The sequence below is a fragment of the Asticcacaulis sp. P4_H10 genome (assembly GCF_056400965.1).
On the sequence record NZ_JBFUKH010000007.1, the window covers coordinates 68,684 to 89,387 of the forward strand.

General features: G+C 61.4%; 13 protein-coding genes. 4 read left to right on the top strand and 9 right to left on the bottom strand.

Annotated features, from left to right (window positions below; translation table 11 throughout):
- Window positions 1-11 precede the first annotated feature (11 nt).
- Complete coding sequence (locus AC1DON_RS13820; protein WP_476935393.1) at window positions 12-491, top strand: UTRA domain-containing protein; 480 nt, start codon at window positions 12-14, stop codon at window positions 489-491.
- Here the strand turns inward: AC1DON_RS13820 and AC1DON_RS13825 are convergent.
- From AC1DON_RS13825 to AC1DON_RS13835, 3 genes are all read right to left on the bottom strand, one after another.
- Window positions 478-1,878 carry an efflux transporter outer membrane subunit gene (locus AC1DON_RS13825; protein WP_476935394.1) on the bottom strand — a complete coding sequence of 467 codons (1,401 nt, stop codon included), beginning with the start codon at window positions 1,876-1,878 and terminating at the stop codon, window positions 478-480. The two genes, AC1DON_RS13820 and AC1DON_RS13825, sit on opposite strands and share 14 nt — an antisense overlap.
- Before the next feature lies 1 nt (window position 1,879).
- The gene (locus AC1DON_RS13830; RefSeq protein ID WP_476935395.1) at window positions 1,880-5,053 is read right to left on the bottom strand and encodes an efflux RND transporter permease subunit; all 3,174 of its coding nucleotides are present in this window, start codon (window positions 5,051-5,053) and stop codon (window positions 1,880-1,882) included.
- 185 nt (window positions 5,054-5,238) lie between these two features.
- Window positions 5,239-6,417 (bottom strand): efflux RND transporter periplasmic adaptor subunit, encoded by a 1,179-nt coding sequence (locus tag AC1DON_RS13835; protein ID WP_476935396.1) that lies wholly within the window; start codon window positions 6,415-6,417, stop codon window positions 5,239-5,241.
- Window positions 6,418-6,637: 220 nt separating this feature from the next.
- Here AC1DON_RS13835 and AC1DON_RS13840 point away from each other — a divergent pair, with 220 nt between their 5' ends.
- Window positions 6,638-7,282, top strand: a complete 645-nt coding sequence (locus tag AC1DON_RS13840) for a TetR/AcrR family transcriptional regulator (protein WP_476935397.1) — start codon at window positions 6,638-6,640, stop codon at window positions 7,280-7,282.
- Between the two features lie 109 nt (window positions 7,283-7,391).
- Here AC1DON_RS13840 and AC1DON_RS13845 read toward each other — a convergent pair whose 3' ends face one another.
- The 3 genes from AC1DON_RS13845 to AC1DON_RS13855 form a co-directional block, all read right to left on the bottom strand.
- Window positions 7,392-9,476: a TonB-dependent siderophore receptor gene (locus AC1DON_RS13845; protein WP_476935398.1), complete on the bottom strand. Its 2,085-nt coding sequence runs from the start codon at window positions 9,474-9,476 to the stop codon at window positions 7,392-7,394.
- Between the two features lie 134 nt (window positions 9,477-9,610).
- Window positions 9,611-11,125 carry a PepSY-associated TM helix domain-containing protein gene (locus AC1DON_RS13850; protein ID WP_476935399.1) on the bottom strand — a complete coding sequence of 505 codons (1,515 nt, stop codon included), beginning with the start codon at window positions 11,123-11,125 and terminating at the stop codon, window positions 9,611-9,613.
- Window positions 11,122-11,733: a hypothetical protein gene (locus tag AC1DON_RS13855; protein WP_476935400.1), complete on the bottom strand. Its 612-nt coding sequence runs from the start codon at window positions 11,731-11,733 to the stop codon at window positions 11,122-11,124. The genes AC1DON_RS13850 and AC1DON_RS13855 overlap by 4 nt, the downstream gene beginning before the upstream one ends.
- A gap of 492 nt (window positions 11,734-12,225) precedes the next feature.
- On the opposite strand from AC1DON_RS13855, the gene manD reads away from it, so the two are divergent.
- Window positions 12,226-13,437 carry a D-mannonate dehydratase ManD gene (gene manD, locus AC1DON_RS13860; RefSeq protein ID WP_476935562.1) on the top strand — a complete coding sequence of 404 codons (1,212 nt, stop codon included), beginning with the start codon at window positions 12,226-12,228 and terminating at the stop codon, window positions 13,435-13,437.
- A 7-nt stretch (window positions 13,438-13,444) separates the two neighbouring features.
- Window positions 13,445-15,925 carry a glycosyl hydrolase 115 family protein gene (locus AC1DON_RS13865; RefSeq protein ID WP_476935401.1) on the top strand — a complete coding sequence of 827 codons (2,481 nt, stop codon included), beginning with the start codon at window positions 13,445-13,447 and terminating at the stop codon, window positions 15,923-15,925.
- Window positions 15,926-15,984: 59 nt separating this feature from the next.
- On the opposite strand, the gene AC1DON_RS13870 is transcribed toward AC1DON_RS13865, so the two are convergent.
- From AC1DON_RS13870 to AC1DON_RS13880, 3 genes are read right to left on the bottom strand one after another with little or no spacing between them, the layout of a single operon-like run.
- The gene (locus tag AC1DON_RS13870; RefSeq protein WP_476935402.1) at window positions 15,985-17,592 is read right to left on the bottom strand and encodes a family 43 glycosylhydrolase; all 1,608 of its coding nucleotides are present in this window, start codon (window positions 17,590-17,592) and stop codon (window positions 15,985-15,987) included.
- 11 nt (window positions 17,593-17,603) lie between these two features.
- Window positions 17,604-19,067, bottom strand: coding sequence for a DUF1593 domain-containing protein (locus AC1DON_RS13875; RefSeq protein ID WP_476935403.1), 1,464 nt, complete (start codon window positions 19,065-19,067; stop codon window positions 17,604-17,606).
- 56 nt (window positions 19,068-19,123) lie between these two features.
- Entirely contained in the window at window positions 19,124-20,698 is a 1,575-nt protein-coding gene (locus tag AC1DON_RS13880; RefSeq protein ID WP_476935404.1) for a GH39 family glycosyl hydrolase, read from the bottom strand.
- Window positions 20,699-20,704 lie beyond the last annotated feature (6 nt).

Here is a 20,704-nt window from a genome sequence, read left to right on the forward strand (position 1 = left end):
GAGGTCGCGATATGCAGGCGGAGGTCGAGGACGATATCGAAGCCGAGGTCCTGGCGCGCGGCGAAACCTATCGCTTCGAGCTGATGTCGCGCTCGGCCTATGCCGCCTTTCGCGTCGATGAGATTGCGCTGGTCGGCAAGGGCGGGCGCGTGCTGTACCTGAGCGGTGTGCACTTCGCGTCGGAAAAGCCGCTGGCGGTCGAACAGAGGCTCATCAACCTGACCATCCTGCCGGATGCCGAGACGGCCGATTTTTCGCAAACCTCTCCGGGTCATTGGCTGGCGCAGACCGTCAGGGATACGCACGGAGAGATGCATGTCTCCGCCGACCTGGCCGATCCGGAGACCCTTCGGCTGTTGAAAGCCGAAGCCCCCTTGGCCTGCCTGATCGTACGGCGCCGGGTCCGCAAGGACGGACACGGCATTACTTCCGGGATGCAGGCCTTGATTGGCGACAGATATAAACTGACGCTCGCAGCTACTCTGCGCTGAACCCGCCGCCTGCCGAAGCATAGAGGTTGATCAGGTTGATCGCGCGGATAAGCCGCACGCCGATCTGGGCCTGCTGCGCGCCGTAAAGCGTGCGTTCGGCATCGGTCAGTGTCAGGCGGGAATCGATGCCTTCGCGAAAGCGCTGTTGCGCCAGCCGGTTGCTGTCGGAGGCCGCCATGACAACCCGGTCCGTGGCGTTCAGGCGATCGTCGATCGTGGCGCGCACTGCCAACTGGTCCGACACATCGCGGAACGCGGCCTGGATAGCGCCTTCATACTGAGCCACGGCGATATCGCGGCTGGTGCGGCTGGCGCGCAGATTGGCCAGATTGGCGCCGCCGGCAAAGATCGGCACCGAGATCGATGGCGCAAACGTCCACGTGTCGGTGCCGTCGAACAGGCCGTCGAGGTCGCCAGACGCCTTGCCGACCGCGCCGGTCAGCGAAATGCGCGGAAAGAGGGCGGCGCGCGCAGCACCGATATCGGCATTGGCAGCTTTGAGATTATATTCCGCCGCCAGGACGTCCGGACGCTTCAACAGCACATCCGACGGCAGGCCGACCGGAAGGTCTGCCAGGACGGCGTTTTCCGGGAACGCCTGAGGCAGGTTTTCCGCCGCCACCTCTGCGCCGACGAGCAGGCGCAGGGCATTGCGATCCTGCTGGACCTGGGCGGTGAGCGCGGCGACGTCGGCGCGGGCCTGTTCGGCCAGGACTTCGGTCTGGCGCAGGGTCATCTGGTCCGACGCGCCGGCGTCAAAACGTTGGCGCATCAGGCCAAGGCTTTCGTCGCGCAGACGCAGGGTCTCTCGCGACAAGCGCAACTGGTCTTCGTCGGCCGCCAGGGCCAGCCACGACGACGCGACCGCGCTGATCAGGCTGATCTGTGCCGCCTTGCGGTTTTCCGATGTCGCGAAAAAACGTTGCTGCGCACTGCGGCTCAATGAACGGATGCGACCGAAGAGGTCGAGTTCCCAGGACGCGCCGATATCGGCCGTGTAGGATTCGGTCTCGCCGATAGGCGCACCGGTGGCGGGATTGACCGATCCGGTGTCGCCGCGGAAGCCGCCAATTGTGCCCTGAACCGCCGGCACCAGGCTGGCGCGTTGGATGCGATATTGTTGGCGCGCCCGTTCGACATTGAGCAAGGCCACACGCAGGTCGCGGTTGTTCTCAAGCGACTGGGCGATGACAGCCTGAAGGCGGCTGTCGAGGAAAACCTGACGCCAGGCGAGCGTTTCCGCCGACGCGCCGGACGACACCTGTGCGGTCGGGAACTCACCCGGCACGGGCAAAGCCGAGCGTTCATAGCGTGGCGCCATGGTGCAGGCGCTCAACGTCATGGCGCTGACGGCCGCCAGAAGGATGATCTTGACGGTTGGTGTCATATCAGTGTCCCTTCGGATCGCTGTCGGTGCGGTTGAGGTAGGCCATGGCTTCACGCTGCTCGGCCAGCTTCTTCATGTGCTTTTCGTCGGCCTTGAACATCTTTTCAATGATGACGAAGAACAGCGGGATAAAGAAGACAGCCAGGAAGGTCGCGGACAGGATGCCGCCGACCAGGCCGGTGCCGATGGCGTTCTGGCTGCCCGATCCTGCGCCGTTGGCGAAGAAGAGTGGCAGGATGCCGAAGGTGAAGGCCAGCGAAGTCATAATGATCGGGCGCAGGCGAATGCGCGCGGCCGTCAGGGTAGCGTCGATCAGGTTCATGCCGTTTTCGTGGTTATGCTTGGCGAACTCGACGATCAGGATGGCGTTCTTGGCGCTGAGGCCGATGATGGTCAGAAGCGCGACCTGAAGGTAGATGTCGTTCGACAGGCCGCGGAACATGGTCGCCAGCAGGGCACCCAGGACACCCAGCGGGATAACCATGACGATGGCGACCGGGATCGACCAGCTTTCGTACAGGGCCGCCAGCAGGATGAAGACGATGAAGATCGACAGGGCGTATAGCATCGGGGCTTCCGCGCCAGACTGCTTTTCCTGCAAGCTGAGGCCGGTCCATTCGTATGAAATACCGGGCGGCAGCTGGGCGATGATCTTTTCCATCTCGGCCATGGCCTGACCCGACGACTGACCTGGGGCAGCCGCGCCTTGAATGTTCATTGAGGGGGCGCCGTTGTAGCGTTCCAGGCGCGGCGAGCCGTATTCCCAGTGCGAGGTGGCAAAGGCCGAGAACGGCACCATCTGGCCCTGGCTGTTCCGGACATACCACTGGTTCAGGTCTTCGGGCTTCATGCGGAAGGGCGCATCTGCCTGGACGAAAACCTTCTTGACGCGGTTGCGGTCGATGAAGTCGTTGACATAGGCGCCGCCCATGGCGGTCGACAGGGTGGCGTTGATATCCGACAGGCTGACGCCCATGGCACCGGCAGCGGCCTGGTCGATTTCCAGCTTCAGTTCCGGCGTGTCTTCCATGCCGTTCGGACGCACGCCCATTAGGGCGCCATTTTGCGCGGCCATGCCAAGGACCTGATTACGGGCATTGAGCAGGGCGCCGTGGCCCAGGCCGCCAACGTCCTTGAGCTGGAGGTCGAAGCCCGACGAATTACCAAGTTCGGTCACGGCCGGCGGGACGATCGCGAATGCCATGGCGTCACGGAACTGGCTGAAGCGGCCCATGGCACGGCCGGCGACGGCCGGAGCCTTTTCATCGGCCTTTTTGCGATCGTGGAAGTCCTTGAGGCGCACGAAAGCCATGCCGGCGTTCTGACCGGGACCCGAGAAGGAGAAGCCCGAGACGGTGAAGGCGGATTCGACGGCCGGGTCCTTCTTGAAGTGGTCGGCAATCTCGTCGAGCACAACATTGGTGCGCTCTTCGGTGGCGCCGGGCGGCAACTGGACGATGGTGAACAGAATGCCCTGGTCTTCTTCGGGCAGGAAGGAGGTCGGAAGGCGCGTGAACAGGAAGACCATGAGGGCGACGATGGCGGCGAAGACCACCATCCAGCGCACACTTTGGCCCAGTATCTTGCCGACCGTGTTGCGATAGCCATTGGCCAGGCCGTCGAAGCTGCGGTTGAACCAGCCGAAGAAGCCCTTCTTCGGGCCGTGATCGGTCTCAGGCTTCAGCAGTGTGGCGCACAGGGCCGGTGTCAGGACCAGGGCTACGACGACCGACAGGGCCATGGCCGACACCAGGGTAAGCGAGAACTGGCGGTAGATGACGCCCTGCGAACCGCCGAAGAAGGCCATCGGGATAAACACCGCAGAGAGAACCAGTGCGATGCCGATCAGAGCGCCGGTAATCTCCTCCATGGACTTGATGGTGGCGGCTAGAGGCGGCAGCTTCTCTTCGCGCATCACGCGTTCGACGTTTTCGACAACGACGATGGCATCGTCAACGAGCAGGCCGATGGCGAGCACAAGGCCGAAGAGAGTCAGTGTATTGATCGAGTAACCGAAGGCGGTCAGCACGCCAAACGTGCCGAGCAGGACGACCGGGACAGCGATGGTCGGGATGATGGTCGCGCGCCAGTTCTGCAGGAAGACGAACATGACGACAAAAACAAGGACAACGGCTTCGATCAGGGTCTTGACGACTTCGTGGATCGAAAGTTCGATAAACGGTGTGGTGTCGAACGGCACGACGTAGTGGTAGCCCTTGGGGAACTGCTTTTGCAGTTCGTCCATCTTGACCTTGACGGCCTTGGCGGTATCGAGCGCGTTGGCGCCCGTGGCCAGGCTGAGGGCGACACCGGTCGCGGGACGGCCGTTGAACTTGACCGTACCGCTATATTGCTGGGCGCCGAGTTCAAGGCGTGCCACGTCCTGGAGGCGTACGATGGCGCCGCCAGCCGAGTTCTTGATGATGATGTTGCGGAACTGGTCGATCGTCGTCAGGCGCGACTGGGCCGTGATGGTGGCGTTAAGCGCCGTGCCCTTCAGCGCCGGCAGGCCGCCAAGCTGGCCGGCCGAGACCTGGGTGTTCTGGGCGCGGATAGCGCTCATCACGTCGGTTGGCGTCAGGTTGTAGCTGGTCAGCTTGTTGGGATCGAGCCAGATGCGCATGGCATATTGCGCGCCGAAGTTCTGGATGGTGCCGACCCCGTCGACGCGGCTGATCTGGTCGATTAGCGTAGAAGACATGTAGTCGCCGAGGTCGGTGTCAGTCACCGCCTGGTCGTCGGAATAGAGGCCGATGACCATCAGGAAGCCGCTCGATGCCTTTGCGACTGTCAGGCCTTGCTGCTGCACCTCTGCGGGCAGGAGTGGCGTGGCGGATTGCAATTTATTCTGGACCTGGACCTGGGCGATATCAGGATCAGTGCCTGCCTTGAAGGTCAGGGTTATGCTGGCCGCACCACTCGAATCCGAGGTCGAGTTCATATAGAGCAGGCCGTCGATCCCCTTCATCTGCTGTTCGATTATCTGGGTGACGCTGTCTTCGACGGTCTTGGCCGAGGCGCCGGGATAGAAGGCGCTGACCGACACCTGCGGCAGCGCGATCTGCGGATACTGCGCAATCGGCAGGTTGGCGATCGACAGCAGGCCGGCCATCATGATGACGATGGCGACTACCCAGGCAAAGATGGGGCGATGAATGAAGAAACGGGAGATCATGCCTTAAATCCTTCGGCAGTCTTTTGGAGCGACAGGTCGAAAAGTGTGCAGCGGTTTTCGACTAAATATCGCGACGAAACTTAAAGCGGGCGGCCTGTCCAGACGGAGTCCGGGCGGGCATTTGAAGCGATATGTCGAAAAAGGGGTGTTCCGGCATATCGCGATACAGAGCAAAAACTGTCAGACTACTTCTGTCCGGGCGCGCCAGCTGGCGCAGGTGCTTTCGACCCTGCGGGAACGGGTTTGACCGGTGCATCGGGCATGACCTTCTGCAGGCCTTCGACAATCACGCGGTCGCCGGATTGCAGGCCTTCGGTCACCAGCCACTTGTCGCCAACCGTCTGGGTTGCCTTGATGGGGCGGGGTTGCGCCTTGTTGTCCTTGGACACCACCATGACCATGGCATTGCCCTTCGGGTCGCGGGTCACGGCCGGCTGCGGCACCAGGATGCCGTTGCCGACAACGCCGGAAACGATGCGCGCCTTGGCGTACATGCCAGGCAGCAGGGTGCCGTCCGGATTGGGGAAAAGGGCGCGGAGCGTCACCGTGCCGGTGGCTTCGTCGACCGAAACATCGGAGAATTGCAGGCGGCCCTTGACCGGATGGACGGTGCCGTCTTCGAGGATCAGCTCGACCTCAGCGGTGCCGGGCTGGCTGATTTCACCACTGGCCGAAGCGCGCTTGAGGTTCATCAGATCGGTCGCCGACTGATTGATGTCGAGATAGATCTGGCTTGTGTTCTGGATCTTGGTCAGTTCAGTCGCTTGCGCAGCCGTGACAAGCGCGCCTGGCGTTACCGATGACTTGCCGATGCGGCCCGAGATCGGCGCCGTCACGCGGGTATAGTCGAGATTGATGCGCGCCGTCTGCAGCTGGGCCTCAGCCGCTTCCTGCTGGGCCTCGGCCTGCTGGAGCGCGGCCTGGGCGTCGTCATTTTCCTGCTTGGAGACGGCGCTGGTCTTGACCAGTTCGGCATAGCGCTGAGCGCGCAGGCGGGCCGAGGTCACGGCCGCCTTGGCTTGCGATACGGACGCCTGGGCGCTGGAGACCTGGGCCTGAAAGGGAGCAGCATCGATCTGGTAGAGCGACTGGCCCTGCTGGACGAAGCCGCCTTCCGTGAACAGGCGCTGTTTGACGATGCCCGACACCTGCGGGCGGACGTCCGAGACCAGATAGGCCGAGGTCCGGCCCGACAGGACGGTCGTCAGATTGACGGCTTCGGTCTGGACGGTCACGACGCCGACTTCCGCGGCCATACCCTGAGGCATGCCACCTTCAGGCTTCTTGCCACAGGCAGTGAGGCCGAGGCTGAGCGCCACCACAGCCGTCGCAGCAAGCTTGAAAGGCAAAAGGGACGATCTCATGCGGGTGCTCCGGATGGGCAGATTTTTAAGGCACGCAGGGTAATGGAACTATTGTGCACCGCAACCCTTGCCAAAACATGTCAGCAAGACGTGATGATAGAAATGTGAATGAACGATCATTCTCATTTCTGGCAATATGCGGCTTTTTCGTGTATGTCAATCGGACCAAAACATTAAAAATCGTTTATTGCCTTTTGTGCAAAGGATTTCCGCGTAGAGCATGACCGAGTCACCCATCGTCGCCACAGGGACAAAGCCCCGCCAAAGCCGTGAAGTCCGGCAGCAACAAATCCTCGACGCCACCTTGAACTGTGTCCGCAAGTCCGGCTTCCATGGCGCCAGCATGGCTGACATCGCGGCGGAAGCGAAGATGAGTGTCGGCGTCATCTATCGCTACTTCGCCAACAAGGAAGCGATCATCGAGGCCATTGTGGCTAACGACCTGGCCGAAATGCGCGCCAAGTTCGCCGAGTGGGAAGCCACGCCCGACGAGAGGCTCCTGGATACCGTGCTCGAGGTCCTTGAGCACGCCATCGAGCACAAATACATGTGCGGCAATGCCGCCATGGCCCTGGAAGTTCTGGCCGAGGCTGGCCGCAATCCACGTGTCGCCGCTATTGTCCAGGCCGCCGATGTCCAAGAACGCGAACTGGGACGCAACCTGTGCCGCCGATTGAATAACGGCAGCGACCCGGCGGCAATGGATATGCGCGGTGAGATCATAGGCATGATTTTCGACGGCATGATGATAAGGGCCATCTGCAATCCCGATATTGACCGTAAGGCGATGCTGGCGGAACTCAGGCCTGTCATGCGTATCCTGTTTACAGTGGGCGATCTCGGAAAAGGCACCGCTTCCCGGTAAGCCTTCCGCCTGGATCGGAATGGGTTTAGGTGGGAACACAATTCCGATCTAGGCTTTTGCTTTGTCGCAATATTTTGGCGAAACCGCTGACACTTTTCGCCATATCGCTCTAGAAGTCGTAGTCGAGCGTGACCATGAGGCTGCGCGGCGGGGCATAGAAGGCCTGGGTCCACATCACGCTGCCGAAGTATTTTTCGTCAAACGCGTTCTTGATGTTCAGCGAGGCGCGCAGGCCGTCGATGACCTTGAAGCTGGCGGTCAGGTCGATGACCGAATAGGCTTCTTGCGTGACTGTCTGGCCGAGGTCCGTGGTCGAGGTGTCGCCCTGCCAGCGCAGCGCGGCTCCGAGGCGGGCATCGCGGTAGGGCAGGGCGTAGCTCGTGGACAGTTTCAGCGTCTTGCGGGGGACGTAGGTGCGCGCGTCATTGCCGTCCTTGTCCTTGATCGACAGGTCGGTCCAGCCGCCATTGACGGTCCATTCCGGCGTGATCTTGCCGGCGACTTCGAACTCATAGCCTTCGACGAAGGTATCGACACCGACATAATAGCCATCGAGCGTGCCCGGGATATAGCCGGCATATTCAGCGAGGTTATATTGTTCCGACTTGAAGGCCGCGGCTGTGGCGTACAGACGGCGGTCAAGCCATTCCGATTTCACGCCGGCTTCAAAGCTTTTGCCCTCGGCGGCGGTCAGGCGGTTGCGGTTGATGTCGGCTTCCGACTGCGGATCGAAGATGTCGCTGTAGCTGGCGTAGAGCGTCAGATGGGTGTTCAGGTCATAGACTGCACCGACATAGGGGCTGACCTTCTGTTCCGAACGCACTTGCGCGACGCCGTAGGAGAAGCCGGTCGTGTCGAGGTCGATGGCGTTGACGCCGACAATACCCTTGAATGTGTCGGTGATATTGAGATGGATGGCGGCATAGGCGCGCGACAGCTTGTTCTCGATTTCTTCAGCCAGGTATTCCGCCGGATAGGCCGGCTCGACCGGGGCCACGACTGTGGTGCCCTGATAGGCCGGATAGTCGAACAGGTCTGCGAAGGCTTCCCACTTGTTGCTCTTGCTCGTCGAGGTATTGAAGCCGGCGACGACCTGGTGCTCGCGGCCGAACAGGTTGACGCGGCCGTTGGCGATAAGGTCGAGCATGTCCTGCTTCAGTTCGGACGGATACTTGCCGCTCATGCCGCCAACGCCGAGACCGGTCGTCTTGTCCGGGCTGCCGTAGGCGTAGAGCAGCTTGGCATTGTCATCATAGTCGCGGTGCGTGAATACGCCCTTGACCGTCCAGCCGCTGGCGAATTCATAGGACAGCTCGGCGAAGGCGATGCGGTTGTGCGTGTCCCAGTAGGTCCAGGGCGCCGCGGTCGTCGCCGACACATCGTAATCGATAAGCGTGCCGTCGGACCACAGCAGAGGCAGGGCGCCCCAGTTGTTGCCATCGACCAGGTTGTCTTGCTGGGAATAGCCGGCCGTGGCGTTCAGCTTGGGCGTTATGTCCCACGACAGGATGCCGGAATAGACGTTGCGGTCGACATGGTAGTAGTCAAGGTAGCTGTCACTTTCGGTGCGGGCAAAGACCAGGCGGCCGGTTACGGTCGCGTCGGCATTGAGCGGGCCCGAGACGTCGCCGGTCAGACGCAGATTGTTCCACGAGCCGTAGCCGGCTGAGGCGCTGGCGCGGAAATCCTTGGTCGGACGCTTGCGGATATAGTTGATGGTCGCCGACGGATTGCCGGTACCGGTCATCATGCCATTGGCGCCACGCACGGCTTCGATGCGCTCAAACAGGGCGACGTCGAACGCGCCGGTCTGCAGGCCCCAGTCGAGCGGCTGGCCGACGCCATCGACCTGGAAGTTGATGATGTCGAACCCGCGCGAATTGTAATAGGTGCGGTCGGTTTCAACGGATTCGACGTTGATGCCGGGCAGGGTGGCCAACAACTGGTTGGCATCGGTGAGGGCGAACTGTTCCATCTGCTGAGCCGTGACGACTGTTACCGACTGCGGCGTCTGGCGCAGGGAAAGATCCAGCCCGGTGGCGCCCGCCGATTCACGGATGACGCGCTTGCCCAGCACAATCACCTCCTTAGCCTCCTCGGGCGCATCATCGTCGGCCATGGCGGGAAGGGCGGAGACGAGGCCCAGCAGGATCAGGGCTGAGGCCGAAGCGCGAAGCGTGGTTTTGGAAATCATGGGGAGCTATTGCCTTTGCCTTAGCGGCGCACACACAGTGCTGCTACATTAAGAATGCGTCGCATTTACTAGATGGGTTGGCGCTGTCAAGAAATATGCGAATGAATTGCAAAATCGATTAATGATTTGCCGGGCTATTGGCCGATTTGCAACATCAGCGTCTTGCGCAGGCGTAGCCAGCCATGAAGGGCCGTGCCGGCAAAGCCGAGGCCGAGGAGGATCACGACGATATTGACCTGCAATGCGGCGAGGCTGGCCGAAGCGTTGACGGCCTGGTGGACGCCAACCATGGCGATCAGGCTGAGGCCAAGACTGAGGCGCATCAGACGCGAAACGTCGGCGATTGCCGCCTGGCTGAAACGATGGCTGGCAAAGGTCACCGCCGTCATCAGCGCCATGCCGCCCCAGAAGACCGGCACTGGCGGGGCGGCAAAGCCCATGGCGATGGCGAAGGTCAGGGCGATCATGGCCGGAGCGCCATAGATCAGCACGGTCCACAGCCTATGAATCAGCGGATGCGGCTCGCCCTTTTCAGCGGACTTGGTCAGCCAGATGTCCATGCCGGCCGAGATCATGACAGTCAGGCCGAAGCCCAGAATGGCGTAGATCAGCTTGACGGGCCAGCCGCCGAACGAACCGAAGTGCAGATCGTAAAGGCTGGCGGCGACCTGCCGCCCCGCAGGGCCATCGGACAGATGATAGCTGCCCTTGAGATTACCCAGCGAATCGAAGCGCCAGGCTTCGCCGTAGACCAGCCGCTGGGCGGGTTGGGTGGTGATCTCGATGAATTCGGTCGGCGTGCCGACCATGCGGATAGCGATGAAGGTGATCGGCTGGTCCGGCACGGCGGCCTTGAGATTATGTATCGCGTTAAGCATGGCGCCGTTTTGCAAAGGCTTGCCGCCGGTTGCCGCCGTGATTTCTGCCTGGCTGCCGAAAATCGGCTCATAGGCCTTCAGGATGTCGCCTTGATAGAAGATCAGCCCCATGACCATGGCCACCAGCTGGCCAAGGCCGATGAGCGTTCCCGTGATGGTAATGATCAGGCTGAAGGGCAGGGTCCAGGCGCCGATGCGGTTGTGCAGGTCCGCCTTTGTCAGGTGGCCGTGCTTGCGCACCCGGAAGGCAAAGGCGTCGCGGAACATCCTGGGGTGCGACAGGGCGCCGCCGATCAGCAGCGCCATCATGCCGATGCCGAACAGGCAGACGACGATCATGCCGAAGCTTTCCGGCAGGTGCATGTAATAGTGCAGTTCGGTCAGGAAGTGGGTGAGGTCGTGGCTGGCTGGCCCGACATAGGTGCCGGATGCATCATAAGCGCGCGCTTCGTGGCCATAACCGATGGTCAGGCGCGGCATCTCTTGGCTGGGGACGATGACGTAAAGGTCGGTGTCCAGGGGGCCGCGATGGTTATCCGACAGCATGACGGCGCGTGTGTCAGCTGTCGCGCGGGCAATAGCTTCCGGTGTGACCGTCGTGAATTCCGGCACGTTCGGGCGCTCCCAGCGCTCGAACTCGGTATAGTAGACGCCGACCCAGCCCGTCAGGCAGACCAGATACAGAATGGCGCACAGCGTCAGGCCCAGGATCTTATGGCCATGCAGGACGCGGCGAACAAAGGGGGCGGGAACCTTGGGCCAGATCGTCATGACGACAGCCCTCCGGTCTGCAGTGGCAGGCCAACGATGGCGGAAACCACGGCTGTGCTGGTGGTAATAAGGCCGAGCGCCCGCCACGGCCGCTGGGCGCTCAGGGCCACGACCAGCGCCGTGGCCGAAGCGACGGAGAAGCCAAGGACGGCCCAGGCATAGCGCGTGGCCGGGTGGCCAGGCATGTATTCCCACGCCAGCATGGCTATGGCCATACCCGTCGCCGGCGCAATGACCAGGCAGGAGATCAGGCGGGCGATGATGCGCAAGATACGCCGTTTGCCAGGATGATCGGGTATATCGGCTGCTGCGCGTTGGCGGCGCTGCTTGTCGGGTTTTTGAGTGCGGTCGAGATTACGGACCGTCTGCCAGGCAATCAGCACCAGCGGCAGGCTCATGGCGATCAGAACACCGAATGGCAGGCCGAAGTCAGGTTTATAGGCCGTCATCCATAAGGCAGCCGAAGCCAGCATGGCCAGCCATGCGATGGGCACGCCATAAGGGGTTAAAACAGCGGGCAGGCCGCGGCCCAGCCATCTGAGGTATAATAATGCAACCGCTCCGGCGATAAGAACAATTGCCGCCAAGGTCATGAAGGCCGTAGTCATGGCCTTCCGATACCAGCCCGTGTCGGGCGTGTAAATATATATTGCGATGCATTCGCAACAATTCGATTTATGAAAGAAAAGTGCGCGAAATCGACGTCAGGAGGGCGTATCGTTCGAAAGGGTCTGTCGCCTGCGAGCCGTCCAGGCGCTCAAATCGCCGATAATAATGAAGGGCGCTGAAAGGAGCCAGATTGGCACGGCGACGGCGTAGGCCAAGACCAGCATGATGCCCTTCGGTTTCGTCGTAACGATATTCGAGTTGACCATATACCCCCTCATCGCACCCGTTTCCCTGGCGAAATAACACTGATACTTGTTTAATATTTGATTACTTGAATCTCCCCTACAGGACAGGCCAATCGGTTTCCGAGGGTACCATGGTCAGATTTTTATATAATTGGTCAGTCCAATATTGAATGGCGCGGTGCGGTGCGATAAAGGTCAGGCATGAACTGCGCAGCCATGCTGCATCAAAAACACCGGGATAGACCTATTATGAAGATCATCGACGCCAAGGTTATTGTTACATGTCCGGGGCGGAATTTCGTCACGCTTAAGATCATTACGGACGAAGGTGTCTATGGCATCGGTGATGCGACGCTGAACGGCCGCGAGCTGTCGGTCGTGTCCTACCTGCAGGACCACGTCATTCCCTGCCTGATCGGCCGCGATCCGCATCAGATCGAGGACATCTGGCAATACCTTTACCGTGGCGCCTACTGGCGTCGTGGCCCGGTGACCATGACCTCTGTCGCCGCCGTTGACATGGCGCTGTGGGACATCAAGGGCAAGGTTGCCAACCTGCCAGTCTATCAGCTGCTCGGCGGCCGGTGCCGTACCGGCGTCATGGTCTATGGCCATGCCAATGGTACCTCGATCGAAGACACGATTGAAGTCGCGCAGAGCTACAAGGCAATGGGTTACAAGGCCATCCGTCTGCAGTGCGGCGTACCAGGCCTTAACAGCACCTACGGCGTGTCGAAGGACAAGATGTTCTATGAGCCCGCGGATGCCGACCTGCCGACCGAGAATGTCTGGTCGACCGAAGCTTACCTGCGTGTCGTGCCGGAGCTGTTCAAGGCCGCGCGCGACGTCCTGGGCGAACAGGTCCACCTGCTGCATGACGTGCATCACCGCCTGACACCGATCGAAGCGGGCCGCCTGGGCCGCGACCTGGAACCCTACCGTCCGTTCTGGATGGAAGACGCCGTTGTTGCCGAGAACCAGGACAATTTCCGCCTTATCCGTGAACACACGACGACGCCTTTGGCGGTTGGTGAAATCTTCTCGTCGATCTGGGATGCCAAGGATCTGATCCAGAACCAGTTGATCGACTATATCCGCGCCACGGTCGTCCACGCCGGCGGCATCAGCCACCTCAAGAAGCTGGCGGCGTTTGCCGACATCTATAACGTCAAAACCGGCTGCCATGGCGCGACCGACCTGTCGCCGGTGTGCATGGCCGCGGCCCTGCACTTCGACATTTCGATCCCGAACTTCGGTGTCCAGGAGTATATGCGCCACACGGAGGAAACCGATGCGGTCTTCCCGCATGGCTACAGCTTCGACAATGGCTACCTGATGGTGCCGGAAGCGCCGGGCTTAGGCGTCGATATTGACGAGGCGCTGGCGGCGAAATATCCGTATCAGCGCGCCTATCTGCCGGTGAACCGCCTGCAGGACGGCACCCTGTTCAATTGGTAGCCTGACCATGTGGCGCGCGCTCTGCCGGGTCGTTTGCCTGATAGCCCTGGCCATGGCGGCGCCAGCCCTGGCAGACGATGTCACCCTGTTCGACGGCAAGACCGTCGCCGCAGTTATCCATGACGATGATCGCACGCTTGATCTTGCCGGCCAGTTGCTGGGGCGTGACCTTAAGGCAGTGAGCGGCAAGGCGCCTGTCGTCTCGGCGCGGCTTGCCGACTGCGGTCAGGTCTGTGTGGTGGTTGGCCGTTACGACTCGCGTCTGGTCATCCAGGTGGCACGCGAAGCAGGTCTCGATCTTTCAACGCTGAAGGGCCAGTGGGAGCGTTATGACCGCGTTGTTGTCCGCTCAAAACGCGCGACCTATCTGCTGATCGCCGGGTCGGATACGCGTGGCGCGGTTTGGGGCGTCATCGACCTGACGCGCGATATGGGCGTGTCGGCCTGGGAATGGTGGGCCGATGTCACGCCACGCAAGGTCGAGCGCCTGACCGTCAGCGGCGAGCGGCATCTTTCCGACACGCCATCGGTGCAATACCGCGGCATCTTTCTCAACGATGAGGACTGGGGGCTGCAACCGTGGGCCGCCAAAACCTACGAACCCGAAGTGGGCGATATCGGCCCTAAAACCTATGCCCGCATCTTTGAGCTGATGTGGCGGCTGAAGGCCAACACGCTGTGGCCGGCGATGCACGACTCGACCAGGCCTTTTTACCAGATCAAGGGCAATGCCGAGGTGGCGCGAGACTATGGCATTGTCATGGGCACTTCGCACGCCGAGCCAATGATGCGCAACAATGTCCGCGAATGGGACGATAAGGCGCGTGGGGAATTCAACTTTTTCACCAATCGCGACCAGATGATTGCTTACTGGGACGAGCGCGTCCGCCAAGTGAAGGACTTCGACAACATCTACACCATCGGCCTGCGCGGCAAGCATGACTCTGGTATGGAGGGTGCGAAAACGCCGGAGCAGGCGCGCGATACCCTGGTCAAGGTTTTCGACATCCAACGGCGTTTGCTGTCAAAAGCGCAAAAGACCCCGGCCGACCGGATACCCCAGGTCCTGACCCTCTATAAGGAGGTGCTGGACATCTATAAGACCGGTCTGAAAGTCCCGGACGACGTGACCCTGATCTGGCCCGAGGACAATTACGGCTATATCAACCAGCTTTCCAGGCCGGAGGAGCGCAAGCGTCCCGGCGGTTCGGGTGTTTACTACCACATCTCCTACTGGGGGCGGCCGCACGACTATCTGTGGCTGGGCACGACCCACCCGGCACTGATCCGCGAACAGGCGGACCGGGCCTATCAGATGGAGGCCCGCAAGGTGTGGATCGTCAATGTCGGCGACATCAAACCGGCAGAGTATCTGACGCAGTACTTCCTCGACCTGGCGTTTGATCATAAGGCCTTCGACAAGACACCGCGCCAACACCTCGTGAGTTGGGCGGCGGGTCAGTTCGGCGCGGACACGGCCGAAGACGTCGCCGCCATCATGACGGAATATTATGACCTCGCCTGGGAGCGCCGGCCTGAATTCATGGGCTTCGGTCAGACCGAACCGACGCGGCCGAATGTCATCAGCGACTATATCCGCACCGGCGGCGGCGAGGCCTGGCGCCGGATCGACCGTTACCAAGCCTTGACCGAACGCGCCGAACGTTTAGGCGCGACCTTGCCGGCCGATCGGCAGGATGCCTACTTCCAACTTGTGCTTTATCCGGTGCGTGCGGCGGCCAGCCTCAACGCGCGTATTCTGAAACTCGACCTGGCTGCGCTTTACGCCAAACAGGGCCGCGCCAATCCCAATCTCCTGTCGGATCAGGCGAAGGCGGCGCATGCGCGCATCGTCGCCGACACGGCCGCCTACAATGCGCAGAATGGCGGCAAGTGGCGAGGTATCATGGACATGGCGCCGCGCCGGTTGCCGGTCTTCGATGAGCCCATCTACCCGCAATGGGCGCTGCCGGCGGCAATTGGTCCGCTGCCGGGAATTGAAAAGGCAGTGGGTGCCAACCGAACCCTATCGCTTATGGCCGCAAGCCGCAGCAATGCCGATTGGGACATCGTGCCGGGTCTTGGCAGCCGGGGAGCTGCCCTCAGGTCACGGCTTGACCTGACCACGACCAACGATACGACAAGCCGCCAACCGCTCGGCTACGACTTCGAAACCGGCGCCGTCACGGACGCCAGGCTGAAGATCGTCGCCATCCCCGCCCATCCGCTGACCTCGGCCAACGGCCTGAAACTGGCCGTCCGGCTGGATGGCGGACCCGTACAGATCCTCGACTTCGAAACTTTCGGCCGCAGCGAAGAGTGGAAGCAGAATGTGCTCAGCAACACCGCCGTCCGGGTCCTGCCAGTAAGCCAGTTGCCAGGTGGAAAGCACCGCCTCGATGTCTATGCGCTCGACCCGGGCTTCCTGCTCGATCGCATAGACGTAAAGCTCGACGGCGCGCCGGACACCTACGGGGCGCCCTTCTGATCAATTGTCCCGACATAGTCATTGCGTAGTCGTTATGTGCCTGTGTTTTAGCGCTGCCGTCAGGACAGCGCTTTATAGGTAAAGGCCGACAGGCGGACACTACCGTCGCCGGTGCAGTAGATGCCGATCTTAAGGCTCAGGAAGCCGCCGAAGACATTGTGGTGCATGCCACTGACTTCCATGCGCGTTGGGTGGCGGGTCCAGGTCTGGCCGGCGTCTGGCGAATAATGCCAGGTGATGACGTTTTCGACATTGGTAACTCGCAGCCGGACCTTGCGGCTCTTGAGAGGCTGGCGGTTCCACCCCTGGTCCTCGGCATATTGCCAGGTCCGCGTCTGGTCGCCGTCAAAGCCAAGGCCGACAAAAGCCTTGTGATTGTAAAACAGAAGCAGTCCGGCCTCGGCCTTGCCATCGATCTCGAGTGTGACTTCGGCCTCATAGGACCGGTCGCCGACCGGACAGGTCAGGGGCGAGCTGTCGGCAGCCGACGTGCCGCGACCGGTGAGATGCAGGGTTTTGTCCCCGCGCTTGACGCGCGCCATCTCGCCGGACTTCGGATCGTGGAAGGCCCACTGGATGCCGAAGCGGTCCGTGCTGAAGTCGTCCGACAGGGCGAAGCCCGCCGCACTCGCCTTGCCGCCTTTGGGTTTGAGCAGGGGCTTCGACAGGTCGCCGCCCTTGGCGCGGAACCAGCCGTCCGCCGTCCACTCCATCGGCTCCAGCAGGGTCTGGCGCCCGAGCGTCCGGAAGCCGTTTTCATAACCATGATACACCAGCCACCAATCGCCGCCTGGCCCTTCGACAATGGTGGCGTGGCCGCGCGACCACCAGGGTTCATCGGTGCTGACGCTGCGCACCAATGGGTTGTGCGGGCAGTGCTCCCACGGCCCGTGGATCGACTTCGACCGGGCCGCGATGACCATGTGACCGGTGGCAGGTCCCGCCGTACCGCCGACAGCGGTGACGAGGTAGAAGTAGTCACCGTGGCGCAGCAGCTTCGGGCCTTCGGGTGCGAAGTTCTCAACGACCCAGTCATCCGGATAGATCCAGGGCTGATAGGCCGGCTCGAGCCTGCCGTCGGTGGCCAGTCCGTCATCCGTCAGGCGGATGCGGCGAATGCCGTTGACGAACAGATAGCGCTTGCCATCCTCGCCGACGATGTGGCCAGGATCGATGCAGTCGCTGATATTGAGATCGACCGGATCGCTCCATGGGCCTTTGATGTCGTCGGCCCAGATGGCGTAGATCGACCACGGTTTGCCGTCTGCCGCGCCCGGTATGTAGATGAAGTAGCGACCATTGTGCTTGCACAGATCGACCGCCCAGATGTTGCCTAGCTGTTTATGCAGGGCAGGGCCGACCGGCGCCCAGTTGACCAGGTCGGTGGAGTGCCAGATCACCAGGCCTGGATAGGTGAAGAACGACGAGAACGTCATGTAGTAGTCGTCGCCGTCCTTCAGGATCGTCGGATCCGGATGGTCGCCGGCGATGATCGGATTGACATAGGTGCCGTCGCCGAGATCGGCCTTGCGCTGGCCTTCGATGCCCTTGCCCCATTTCGGCGGCTTGGCCATGGCGGGTTTCGGCGCGGCCGTTGCCGCGGCGGGCGCCAGCAGGGCGCCTGCGGCGAGGGTCTTGAAAAGGTTGCGGCGCGACGGCGTCGTCATGAGCGAAGTCCTTAGGGCGTAATGGTGACGATCACCCGCCTGTAGCGGGTCAGGGCGGGTGTGCCCTTGTCGGTCACCTTGACGATGAAGTGGGCGGTCTCAGGTTTTGTGACTGCCGGAGCGACCACCCAGACGGCGTAGATATTGTCGGCATTGTCGATCGGGACGGGTATTTTCAGGCTGCCGACTTCGGGGTAGTTGAACCATTGATAACTGAGGCTGTCGCCGTCGGGATCGCTGCTGCCGGCTGCGCTCAGGGCGAACCTCTGGCCCGATTTGACTGTGAACTGGTCGGCGTGGCCGAGCGCCGCGACCGGCGGGTGGTTGGCCTCCGAATAGGGCTTGGTCGTCCAGTCCATGCGCGCGGCAAAATCGTTCTGGAACTCCTTGCGCCAGCGCCAGATCGTGATTCTGTAGCCGGTGGCGGTCTTGTCGAAGGGTTTGATACTGCGGCCGAAGGGATTGGCGACGGCAGGCGTGAAGCTGTCGATTGCATTTGTCCAGATTGGCCGTGGCTCCTGCTCAACCGGAACGCCACCCGTGAAGCCCTCGGGGTTTGTATCGGCCAGCTTCGGGACATAGAGCGCATAACGCCCGCCCCAGCCGCCCCAGTCGGGATGTTCGGGTGCATTGAGGCCATTAGGAATGAGCCCTAGATAAGAAGGCGTGTCACCTTCCATCCCGTAGGAGACGTCCGGATACATGGCGCCCAGTGGTCCATGGCCCTGTTGGATATGTTCTGCCAACCAGGCGTTGGTGGCCTCGGTGTTGTCGAAAGCGGGGTCGTTGTGCATGATCCCGGTCCAGGTCCCATTACCATAGCCGCCCGGACTGACGATGTAGAACAGCTCCGGGAAGGTCTTGCGCATCCAAAAGCCGCTGTCGTCCTGGTCGGAGATGGTATAGACGCGAAGTTTGGCGATAAGGCGCGCGGTGTCTTCCGGTGTCCGCGTCTGCTTGATCTTGTATAAGGCCTGAGCCAGTGTATTGGCGCCGCCCCAGACTGATACCCAGACGGGACGCGGATCGTTCTTTTCAAGCAGCGCGATGATCCGTTCTGAACCGGGCGAGTCCTTGCCGTCACCGACTCCCGTCATGCCGTACGCCGGCAGGCCTTGGGTCACCAGGGCCGACATGGCCTTGGCGTCGGGATAGCCTTTTTCGTGCCTGAGCAGATTGGGCTGGACCTTGCCGTAGGCAACGATGGTCGCCTGCAGGGTTTCCGGCGCGACCCGCGACTTCATATGCACCGACGTCGTGGCAATCAGGGCTTCGATGTCGATTTGATTGGCATAGAGCAGCAATCGCACGATCGACTGGCTGTCGTCCGGCTCGTTTTCGATATCCGTGAGCACGATCAGGCGATGTTTCACGTCCGACGCTGCTACGCTCTTAGCCGTGGCAGTGAGCGCGGGACTCAGGGTGGTGGCGCCAAAAAGGGCGGTCAGAGCGAGGGTGGCAAGGAATGGTCTCATGGCGCGGTCCTGGGGTGAGGGCTGGCATTTCTGAAAGTGCCAGCCCCTGTCGAATTTTAATTGGCTTTAAGCGTTACCAGTACCACATCGTTGCTGCGCATAGGGAGGCTGACTTCGATTGTTCCAGTCTTGCCGACGGTGATGGCCTTGTCGGTCTCGGGCAGGTCGCGCGTCAGGCTCTGCAGCTTTTCGAGCTGGGCCGGCGTCACGTCCTTGGGCGATCCCATCTCGATCCAATGCGAGTAGGCATCGTTGGTCTTGTAGCCCGTGCGGAAGGTTTTCAGCGCATAGCTGCCGGGCTTGAGGCCCGTCAGTTTCAGCTTGACCGGCGCGGACTTGGCGTTCGGAACCAGCTTGGAGAAGAAGGTGCCGTTGCTGCGGCCCTTCTGGTCGGGCAACTGGAAGTCCCAGACGACTGCTGACACGGATGTGCCATCGACGCCGGCCCAGACCTGCTTGTCGGCCGACGGGATTTCCTTGCCCTTTACGGCGTTGAGGTACTTGTAGGCAAACCACGACGATTTGCGGATGCCGTCGCGCGTCATCAGGCCGAAGCCGCCGTGGAAAGCGCCGGACGGCGGGCCGGGCTCTTCGAACAGGTCGGAATAGACCCAGTAGCTCATGCCCTGGACGATGCCTTGGGTGGCCTTCAGCTTGCTGAGGATGTAGGGCGCGGCGACGTAGGAATCGTGGCTGAGGTCACGCGGATTATAGCTGGTGGACCATTCGGTGAAGAAGAGCGGCAGGCCCGGCTTGTAGGACGCTTCGATCTCGCCGCGCACCTTCTCGACATCGGCGATGACCGCCTTCGGGTTCTTCGACAGTTGAAGGTCCATCTTGCCTTCTTCGTCGAGATAACCGTAGTCGACGCCGTAGGTATGGGTGCTGGCGAAATCGATCGGCGTGTTGGTCGCCTTGGTATAGGCCAGAAGTTCCGGCACCCAGGCCGCGCCCGCCGTGCCGGGACCGCCGACACGAAGCTGCGGATCGACAGCCTTGAGGGTGCGAGCCGTCACGCCGTAGAGCGCGAAATACTGTTCCTGGTCGGCATACTGGAAGAAGCCATCGAGGTTCGGTTCATTCCACACTTCAAAATACCAGGAACGCACCTCCTCGATGCCGTAACGGGCGATCATGTGACGGGCGAAACTGTCGATCAGCTGCTTCCACAGGTCGAGGCGTGGATGCGAAGTATTGCCCTTCCAGTAGAAGATGGTCTGGTCGGACGTCTTCATCGCGGACGGCGTAAAGCCCAGCTCGACGAACGGCTTGATGCCGGACTTGAGCATGCTGTCATAGAGATAGTCGATCTTTGTCCAGTCGTAGACGAGCTTGTTATCGACCATCTTCACGGTGCCCAGTTCATCGTGGAAGATGTCGTGGAAGCGGACATAACGGAAGCCGAGTTCCTCGGCGGCCGTCTTCAGCTGTGCCTGGTTGGCGTCGCGAATCGTCGTGCCGGGATAGTCGGCGCCGACCGACAGGTCGTAGAAGCGGTCGACCGGCGTTGTTGCCTGGGTGACGTCGAGCGTCACCGTGCGGGCGGATTGCGCGAAGGCGGCGGGGGCGGCGAGGACAAGCGCGCCGGTGAGCAGTGCGGCCATAGCGCGGCGGGAGGGTGTGTAGATCATTGGCGG